Raw genomic sequence first — 8,998 nt, 5'->3', positions numbered from 1 at the left:
AGAATGAGGTTGATTTCGTGAATAAGCTCAAGGAGTTCTTCACGATTGAACTTTTTGCAAAGCCAGATAATTAATTTACGAAATTTTAACATTTGGCTTGTCCTCTTTTGAGTAAAAATGTTATGCGAACTCGCCCCTTTTTAGGGGGATGACAAGCCAATTTTACACAACTAATTAATAACATTAAAATTAAATATGCAACTATTTGAAAACTTTTGACACTACTAAAATCTGGGCGAGGGGGAAGGCATGGTGGGGGAATTTTCTAACCTATGTTGGAAATACCATTCACGAACAATGGGAATTTGCTATGTCAGCTAGATGCTCATTCAACCATTCAACAAATCAACAATTAAACGGTTTTGCTTCCTCACACAGCCCAAAAATTTTCGCATCCCGCTTTAGCGGAATAGATCTTTTAAGGGAAGTATTCTAAATATGACAATTACTCAAAAATTCCTTACATTCCTCAAAAATAAATTTCGGTTGAGGTAACTATGAAACATCTGGTGATTGTTGATGGGCTTCGTACGCCATTCATTAAGTTTAATACTTTGTTTAAAGACCTGCCTGCGCAGCATCTTGGGGCCATTGCTTTAAAAACGCTTGTAGAAAAATACCGGCTTGCCTGGGGCGAAATCGATGAGGTCATTGTCGGGAATGTAGCCCAACCGCCCGAAGCCACCAACATTGCGCGTAACATCGCCTTATTTGCCGGCCTGGATGAGCGGATTCCGGCCTACTCTGTACAACGGAATTGCGCAAGCGGCATGCAGGCTGTGGCCGAGGCCTGGTACAAACTGCAGGTGGGAGAAGGTGATCTCTTTCTGGCTGGCGGTGTAGAAAGCATGTCGCAAATCCCTTTGTTGTTTAATCGTCAGGCGCAAAACTGGTTTAACGATTTGCTTAAGGCGGGCAATGGATTTCAAAAAATTAAAACTCTTTTGCAGGTTCGACCATCCTTCTTCAAACCAGTGATCGGACTGCAATTGGGACTTACGGACGGTTTTTGCGGGAAAAACATGGGACAGGTAACAGAACTCATGGCCCGGGAATTCGGCATTGATCGGCAGACACAGGATGCCTTTGCCCTACAAAGCCACCAGAAAGCAGAGCTTGCCCACCGTAGGAATATTTTTAAGGAAGAAATTGTGCCTGTAAAGGTACCAGGTTCTGAACAACCGGTGAGCTCAGATAATGGCATTCGCTTTGGCCAGACCATAGAAGCGTTAGCGCGGCTAAAACCGGTTTTTGATCCGCAAGGAGGTACCATTACCGCTGGTAACGCCAGCCAGATTACTGATGGGGCGGCCATGTTGCTGGTAATGAACGAGGACAAAGCAAGAGCTAATGGCTACATCCCTCTGGCCCGTCTGAAATCCTTTGCCTTTGTTGCCCTTAATCCAGAAAAGATGGGCCTGGGCCCGGTTTACAGCATGAAACGCTTGTTTGAAAAAAGCAGGTTTACACTTAAGGATATTGATCTTATTGAAATAAACGAAGCCTTTGCCGCTCAGGTCATCGCCAATTTGCGCCTGGCCGAATCCAAAACCTTGTGCCAGCAATATTTAGGATTAAGCCAACCGATGGGGGAAATCGATCCCCAAAAACTAAACGTGAACGGCGGAGCAATTGCTTTGGGACACCCGGTCGGCGCTTCCGGCGCACGTTTGCTATTAACCCTGGCTAAAGAGATGAAACGGCGTAAGGTAGAATTGGGCCTGGCCACCCTGTGTGTGGGCGGCGGTCAAGGGGCTGCCTTTTTACTGGAGAATATTTAAGAAATAACTGAGAATATCTGCTGAGTAATAGATTCCACCGCCTAAACCTCTCCCTAAAAATCGGGGCAAAGGGGAGCAATTGGACTGTGTAAGGAATTCTTCTTTCCATAAATGGGATTTGAATGACAGCCGACCCAAACCTTCAACTGCCTGAGCCCGACGGGCTCTTTCACAAAATAATTCGTAATTCGTAATTTTTAATCAAAAATTGCTCTTTTGAGCATTCCTGTTTTTTAGCGGTCTCTGGGGTAGTTTAATGGTTGAGGCGCGACAACTTTGGATTTTTAATAGCCCCTGCCATGTCTAATAATCTCTTTTGCGCCAGCTATGAAAAGGTCGCCTAACGAATTAGGTAAATTAAATCTGCTAATAAGAATGAAAACGCATGTTTAATGACTTGTGCAAAATCTGCAGAGAACTGTGTAGATTTGAAACAAATTTTTCTCTGATTCATTCCAGCTGATTTTTTTAATAACCAAATTTTTGAATCAGGTTTGTAATAATCCTTCCTGCCCTACCGGAATCATTAAAAGAGGATCAAAGTACATATCGGGTACGTTTAGCTGGTTTTGTGTAAACGGAATTTCTGTTTTGGACAAGGGACTCAAAGTCTGATATCTAAGGCAGCAGAACCGCAGCCAAAAGCATTTACCCGGGAATTTAACCGCCACAGAGAGCACAGGTGAGTCACAAAGGAGGCAAAAGTAATTTTTAATTAAAGCATGCTCTTCTATGCTTTCGCGGCTTCGCTGCTTTCCCTGCTGTTATGCTTCGCTTTAGAATGGCAAAAAATTGCCTGCTTCCTGATCCCCGGCAACAAAGGCGCTATTAAAACAAGTTTATTTTTGTACCCATATCATGAATTTGCTAATTTAAAAAGGCCATGATGGCTAAACCAGTTATGGAAAAATACGATGACAAAAAGGTAACAGCAAATGGGCAAAGCATTTAATTTGTTAGTGGACGAACAAGGGATCGGTCGTCTTTACTTTGACCTTAAAGGTCAACCGGTCAATCTTTTTAACGAAGCGGTTTTTGATGAGCTGGAGGTGATTTTGCAGAAGTTGGAAGCCAGGCCGCTCACTGCTTTGTTAATTCTTAGCGCTAAAGAAAATGTTTTTATTGCGGGAGCGGATATTCATGCTTTTCAGGAAATTAACAGCATTGATAAAGGAAGGCAGGCGGCCCGTAGGGGGCAATTACTGTTTCAGCGTTTAAGTTTGCTGCCTTTTCCTACCGTTGCTGTTATTCATGGGGCCTGCATGGGCGGCGGCACCGAAATGAGTCTGGCCTGTACTTACCGCCTGGCTACCGATCATCCCAAAACGCGCATCGGTCTGCCCGAGGTGCGGCTGGGCATCTTACCGGGTTGGGGCGGTACGCAGCGTTTGCCTCGAGTCACAGGACTTTCGGCAGCCTTAAACCTCATTCTAAGCGGGAAAGCCATTTCGGCCCGCAAGGCTCTGTCTATCGGTCTTGTGGAACGCCTGCTTGGTTCTGAAAAACGAGAAGAACAGGCTTTGCAATTTGCCAGAGAGGTAATCATGGGAGCAGTGGCTTTCAAAAACAAGAAAAAATCTTTCAGGCTGGAACAGTTCCGACCGGTGCGCACTATGATCCTGCACATGGCCCGAAAACGCGTGCTTAAAGAGACCCTCGGCCTTTATCCGGCGCCGTTAAAAGCCATCGAAGTCATCGAAAAAACATGGAATAGGCCTATTGAACAGGGGCTGGAAGTGGAAGCTAGCGCCCTGGCCGATCTAATCGTTACGCCGCAATCTAAAAATCTGGTAAGCCTCTTTGTCTGGTCAGAAGAACTTAAAAAAGAGGCCAGAACCATGCTTTCCGGCGTGCTGCCCAGACCTGTGCTAAAAGTAAGCTTGCTGAATGTGGACTCCACTTTTTCTGATTTATGCATCCAGCTACTGCGTAAAGGGAAGACCGTTACTTTAATCGATTTTGAAGAACAACGGCTGGAGGCCATCCGCCAAAATCTCCATTCAAAATTAAAACGGTTACGCCAGAAAAAGAGAATAACCGAAAATGAATTTCAACGCCTCTGGCAGAACATTTTTTTAGAGCGCGTTTTACACGCTATTAAGGACAGTGATTTGCTTTTGACCGGCTGGTGTGATGAATCTCTGTGGGAACAGATAGAACAAAATCTGCCCGACTCATCGATCGTCCTGCAGGTCGAGCCACTGTGCATGGACAACAAACCCACCGTTGCCGTTAATTTTTGTACCTGGCAGGAGAATAGCATGGTGGCCGAAGTACGAATTCCTGACAAAGAGAGAGAAACAGAAGTAAAGTCCATCCTGAATGAAATTTTGCAGATAAACAGAATTCCTGTCATGGTGTACGGTACTTTGCCTGGTGTAGCCTGCCGTTTATTCCTGGCATTCATCGCTGAAGCTGTGCGCTTGTTAAGGGAGAGCTTTTCGGAAAAGCAGATCGATTGGGCTTTAATGCAATTTGGCTGGAGACAGGGGCCCTTTGCCATGCTGCAGAAAATGGGTAAAGAAAATCTGCGTGGCTGGTTTTACGGAATGAAGAGAGTCGGTTCTGAAAAAGTGGCGGAGGAGAGTCAGGATGTAAGGGATATTGAAGAATGGGCAACTGCAAATGAAGTCCGAAACTCAACTTCCAGATCCAGGTTAACTGAATCAGCGGTCCAAAAAATTCAGCAGCGCATCCATTTTCTTTTGCTGAATCGCGCCGCTTCATTTCTGGAGCAGGGCCTGGTGCGCAGGGCCAGAGATGTGGATTTTTTGCTGGTGAGCGCCTTTGGTTTTCCGCCATTTCGCGGAGGAATTTTTAAATTTGCAGACTCCCACGGAATAAGCACGGTGGTAAATCAATTACAACAATTAAAGGAAGAACATGGCGAACGTTTTAATGCGGCGGAGTTGTTGAAGCAAATGGCAAGGGAGAGTCAATTATTTTACCCTTAAAAGATTGACATTTTGAACACATTGTACTCATTTTTTTTGTAAATTAGCGCTGTAAAAATGTTGGTAAAAGTAAGGAGGTTATTGTGAATATTGCGGTTTGCATCAAACAAACGCCAGATACCGAAGCCCGGATCAAATTAAGCGAAGACCGGAGTCAGGTAGATGAAAGCGATATTAATTTCATTTTGAATCCCTACGATGAATTTGCCGTAGAGGAAGCCGTAAAATTAAAGGAGAGCAACGGAGGGGAAGTCACCGTCATCTCTTTGGGACCGGATCGCGTAACAACAGCCATGCGTACGGCGCTGGCCATGGGGGCAGATAAGGCGATTCATCTCAAAACCGATCGCCATCCGGATGATCCGCTGGTTACAGCCAAAGCGCTGGCCGAGGTTTTAAAAGAAGGCAATTATGATCTGATTTTTTTAGGCAAACAGGCTATCGATGACGACCACAACCAGATGCCATCTTTGCTCGGTTCTCTGTTGGACCTTCCGGCCGCTACGGTGGTGATCAAGTTAGAAATAGATGGCGACAAAGTGTTGGCTGAACGCGAAATTGACGGCGGCCATGAAATTTTGGAATTTAACCTTCCGGCCATCATTGGCGCGCAACGGGGATTAAATGAACCGCGTTATCCTTCCTTAAAGGGCATTATGCGCGCTAAAAAGATCCAGATCGAAGAGCGCCCCGTCAATCTGGAAGCGGAGCAACTGAAAGTGGTTTCCTACAATTATCCACCGCCCAAAAAACCGGGTAAAATTGTGGGAGACAGTGCCGACGCTGTGCCGGAATTATTGCGTTTATTGCGCGAAGAAGCCAAAGTGCTTTAAGGTAGAACTGAAAAAGGCAGGAGACAAATGATGAAAATATTAGTCTATGGTGAACATCGTGATGGACAAATCCGAAAAATTACTTTTGAAAATATTACCCTGGCGCGCAATTTAGGGGCGGAATTTGAAGTGCTGTTTATTGGGCAGGCCCAGGAAACGTTCAAAGAGCAGGTGGCTCAATACGGGGCCCAGAAGGCGCTTTTTGTACAGGATGATCGGTTGAACACTTACAGCCCCGATGGTTACGCCAAAGTATTGATGCGCGTTGTCAAAGATCGGCAGCCCGATGTGCTTTTGATGGGTGCCACGGCTACAGGTAAGGATCTGGCGCCGCGCGTTTCGGCGCTATTAAATGCGCCCATGGCCACGGATTGTATCCAGGTAGAAGTAGAAAACAACCGGTTGAAATTGGTGCGGCCCATGTACGCCGGAAAAGTGCGAGCCAATGTTCAATTGAACGGCAATGTGCAGATTGTTACTGTTCGCCCCAATGTGTATCAGGCCTCTGAGCAACCTGTCCAGGCGACGGCCGAACAGCTTACTGCCGATGTACCGGATTTTAGAGCTATTGTCAAAGAAATTGTCAGTGGGGCCAAAGAAAAGCTGGATGTAACCGAAGCCGATATCATTGTTTCTGGCGGCCGGGGCATGAAGGGTCCGGAAAACTGGCATTTGATTGAGGAATTAGCGGACTTGCTTGGCGCGGCAACCGGCGCTTCACGGGCCGCGGTCGATGCCGGCTGGCGTCCCCATGACGAGCAGGTTGGGCAGACCGGGAAAACGGTTTCCCCAACGTTGTACATTGCGGTGGGCATCAGCGGGGCCATTCAGCATCTGGCCGGAATGTCCTCTTCCAAATACATTGTGGCCATCAATAAAGACCCTGAAGCACCGATTTTTAAAGTAGCCGATTATGGTATTGTAGCCGATCTGTTTGAGGTAGTGCCGCGTATGATTGAAGAATTAAAAAAGATGAAGAATTAATGCTTCTCTGGTTGAATTTAGTTCACTTTCTTCCAATGGCCGGGCAATCTGTCCGGCCATTTTGGTTGCTTTGCACCTCGGGCAAAAATAAAATACCCCTCCAACGAAGGGGCATAAAGTAGATTTAAAATTTCTGTTTTAGCCGATTGAGCTTACATCTTCAATTTAATATCGCTGCAGATTACAAATTCATCTAAATCTGAACGTTTAATCTTCATGTAAGTGTCAATGACGCCTTCGAAATCCCCTTCTATTTCTCCTTTAGCACGGAAGATGTAATCATGCAATGGGGCGTAGCTTTCGATCCCTTTGGCATCTTTTTCTTCTTCTTCAGAAGGATGATAATGGCTTAAGTTCACTCCCTCTGGTAATTGCTTGATGATCTGTTTGAACTGGTCGGCCAGGTCTTTTTCAAAAAGTTCGGCGGCAAAAGAAAAGTGTGCCCCTTTTATGGGCTGGACAGATTTGATATCATACCCTGTGACCTGCGTGTACAGTTTGAACGATTCTTTAAATGGTTCCACCAGGTCATCTTCCAGGCATAAATGAACATAGTTCTCCAGTTCGAACAGTTCTTTGACAAATTCTTTCAATGTTTCTCTTCTGATATTGGCCTTGCGGTGAAAAAAGTATTTGCCATCCGGTTTTTTACAGGATAAAAAACCCAGTAAAAATCCTTTTACCAACATAAAGGGACCTTCAATAACAATTTCCGAAAACGTCTTTGCCATGCCTACCTCCAACATAGTTTCATCATAATGTAAATTAAAAAGGAATTTCAAAAAAACAAACTCTATTGTGCATTATCGTAAAATATTTTCAAAAATTTAAAAATACCTTGATCTGATTTCATTTTGTGTTAAATTAAAAAGAAAATTTAGGAGGGCAAAAAGGTGCGAGCCTTTACAAAATACGGGCTTGGTCTGTTTTTGGTCATGCTTTTCATGGCAAATCTGGTACAGGCTCAGGATTCTGTTCAGGTTAAAGGGCCTGAAATTTTTGTTGCAGAAAAAACGTACGATTTTGGTTCAGTCCCTGCCGATACGATCATATCGCATATCTTTGTCATTCAAAACACAGGCTCTGATAGTTTAAGAATTTATCGCCTTAAAAGTGGCTGAGGCTGTACAGCCGCACTTCTGAGTTCAGAAGTCATTGCTCCGGGAGCCAGGGCACAGCTTAAAGCCTCTTTTGATACGCACCATCGCATCGGGGTTTTTCAGAAAAATATTAAAGTTTTTTCCAATGCTCGTAACAAAAAGGTGTTGACTTTGATCATTAAAGGTAAAATTATTCGCAAAGAATAACGATTAACCGCTTACGCAGCCTTTTTTATCTGTTACATTTTTCTGAGCATTATTTTAATCTTTAATCTTTAGACTTCCCACCCTCGGGACTATTCTTTTCACCATTTGCGTTTAAAAATAAAAACGAGGTAACCATGAAACGAATCATTTTGAGTTTAATGTTCATTACAGTCATTTTTGGACAAAATCAGGAAAGCAAAATCATGAGCGCAAAAGACGATTCTTCCAGAACATCCAGACATAAAGTGTTTAAAACCGATGCCGACTGGCAATCCTGTTTAACCCCCGAACAATTTTATGTTACGCGCAAAAAAGGTACAGAGCGCCCCTTCACAGGGAAATATTACGATTACTGGGAAGAAGGCACCTATGTTTGTGTGGCCTGTGGGGCCGAATTGTTCACTTCGCAAACAAAATACCATTCTGGTAGTGGCTGGCCCAGCTTCTGGGATGTGGCAAATAAAGAGAATATAGAATTGAAGAAGGACACCAGTCTGGGCATGGTTCGCACAGAAATTCTTTGTGCCCGCTGCGGCGCGCATCTGGGGCATGTATTTGAGGATGGTCCACCGCCCACGGGATTGCGTTACTGTATTAATTCAGCTGCTTTGCATTTTGTGCCGGCAGCCAAAGCAGAAAATTCAGGAAAATAACCGCCAATCTGTGATCTCTGTCCATTAATTCCACATCGCAAAAGAATTTTTTTAACTGGCGTAGTTCCCCATAGGCGTCCGGTTGGTTAGGAGCCTATGGCATGCTACAGCGCTAAATGTTTTGAAGGAAGTATTCTAAAAAACACGTAAGCACGCAGGCCTAACACAGCCGAATAGGTGCATGTTTCAGCATCCCACGTTAAAGTCCCTACGGGACTTTTTAACGGTTCGGCCTCACAGCTTGATTAAGACAGATGTTTTGCGTAAAATGTTAGCGAGAATTCTTCATTACATTGTATTGAAAACGTCCTACAACAAGAAATTTAATTTCATGTTCCGTTGTGTAAACTGTTAAAACGGTTTCCTATCTCGTCCTTACAGGACGATCCATGTTTTTTGTGTTTTTGCTTTACCCACCGCTGACGCGGTTGGCTAATTTGTTTCGTCCCTACGGGACTTCTTAATTTTTTAGTGTATCAGCTTTAG

The 8,998-nt window shown here is 44.5% G+C and carries 7 protein-coding genes and 1 pseudogene; 7 read left to right on the top strand and 1 reads right to left on the bottom strand.

Annotated elements, in window-relative coordinates; genetic code table 11:
- The first annotated feature begins 497 nt into the window (after nucleotides 1-497).
- The 4 genes from ACWB0I_RS04795 (at nucleotide 498) to ACWB0I_RS04780 (ending at nucleotide 6,552) form a co-directional block, all read left to right on the top strand.
- Nucleotides 498-1,781: a thiolase family protein gene (locus ACWB0I_RS04795; RefSeq protein WP_479386898.1), complete on the top strand. Its 1,284-nt coding sequence runs from the start codon at nucleotides 498-500 to the stop codon at nucleotides 1,779-1,781.
- A 935-nt stretch (nucleotides 1,782-2,716) separates the two neighbouring features.
- Nucleotides 2,717-4,735, top strand: coding sequence for an enoyl-CoA hydratase-related protein (locus ACWB0I_RS04790; protein ID WP_479386897.1), 2,019 nt, complete (start codon nucleotides 2,717-2,719; stop codon nucleotides 4,733-4,735).
- 83 nt (nucleotides 4,736-4,818) lie between these two features.
- Nucleotides 4,819-5,568: an electron transfer flavoprotein subunit beta/FixA family protein gene (locus tag ACWB0I_RS04785; RefSeq protein ID WP_479386896.1), complete on the top strand. Its 750-nt coding sequence runs from the start codon at nucleotides 4,819-4,821 to the stop codon at nucleotides 5,566-5,568.
- A 27-nt stretch (nucleotides 5,569-5,595) separates the two neighbouring features.
- Complete coding sequence (locus tag ACWB0I_RS04780) at nucleotides 5,596-6,552, top strand: electron transfer flavoprotein subunit alpha/FixB family protein (RefSeq protein ID WP_479386895.1); 957 nt, start codon at nucleotides 5,596-5,598, stop codon at nucleotides 6,550-6,552.
- 152 nt (nucleotides 6,553-6,704) lie between these two features.
- Here the strand turns inward: ACWB0I_RS04780 and ACWB0I_RS04775 are convergent, their stop codons facing one another.
- Nucleotides 6,705-7,283, bottom strand: coding sequence for a hypothetical protein (locus ACWB0I_RS04775; RefSeq protein ID WP_479386894.1), 579 nt, complete (start codon nucleotides 7,281-7,283; stop codon nucleotides 6,705-6,707).
- Nucleotides 7,284-7,445: 162 nt separating this feature from the next.
- Between ACWB0I_RS04775 and ACWB0I_RS04770 the strand changes: the two genes are divergently transcribed.
- The 3 genes and pseudogenes from ACWB0I_RS04770 (at nucleotide 7,446) to msrB (ending at nucleotide 8,512) form a co-directional block, all read left to right on the top strand.
- On the top strand, nucleotides 7,446-7,673 hold the full coding sequence (locus ACWB0I_RS04770) for a hypothetical protein (RefSeq protein WP_479386893.1): 228 nt from the start codon (nucleotides 7,446-7,448) through the stop codon (nucleotides 7,671-7,673).
- A gap of 12 nt (nucleotides 7,674-7,685) precedes the next feature.
- Nucleotides 7,686-7,859 (top strand): annotated as a pseudogene (locus ACWB0I_RS04765) (DUF1573 domain-containing protein); the annotation flags it as partial.
- A gap of 203 nt (nucleotides 7,860-8,062) precedes the next feature.
- Complete coding sequence (msrB, locus tag ACWB0I_RS04760; RefSeq protein WP_479386899.1) at nucleotides 8,063-8,512, top strand: peptide-methionine (R)-S-oxide reductase MsrB; 450 nt, start codon at nucleotides 8,063-8,065, stop codon at nucleotides 8,510-8,512.
- Nucleotides 8,513-8,998 lie beyond the last annotated feature (486 nt).

It is taken from the genome of Caldithrix sp., assembly GCF_056497305.1.
The sequence above is the reverse complement of the archived record's forward strand: the minus strand, read 5'-3'. Positions and strand labels throughout refer to the sequence as shown.

Excerpts from the sequence above, each read along its gene's own strand:
- ACWB0I_RS04795 (WP_479386898.1), top strand. The coding sequence starts at position 498 with ATGAAACATCTGGTGATTGTTGATGGGCTTCGTACGCCATTCATTAAG.
- ACWB0I_RS04790 (WP_479386897.1), top strand. The coding sequence starts at position 2,717 with ATGGGCAAAGCATTTAATTTGTTAGTGGACGAACAAGGGATCGGTCGT.
- ACWB0I_RS04780 (WP_479386895.1), top strand. The coding sequence starts at position 5,596 with ATGATGAAAATATTAGTCTATGGTGAACATCGTGATGGACAAATCCGA.
- ACWB0I_RS04775 (WP_479386894.1), bottom strand. The coding sequence starts at position 7,283 with ATGGCAAAGACGTTTTCGGAAATTGTTATTGAAGGTCCCTTTATGTTG.
- msrB (WP_479386899.1), top strand. The coding sequence starts at position 8,063 with ATGAGCGCAAAAGACGATTCTTCCAGAACATCCAGACATAAAGTGTTT.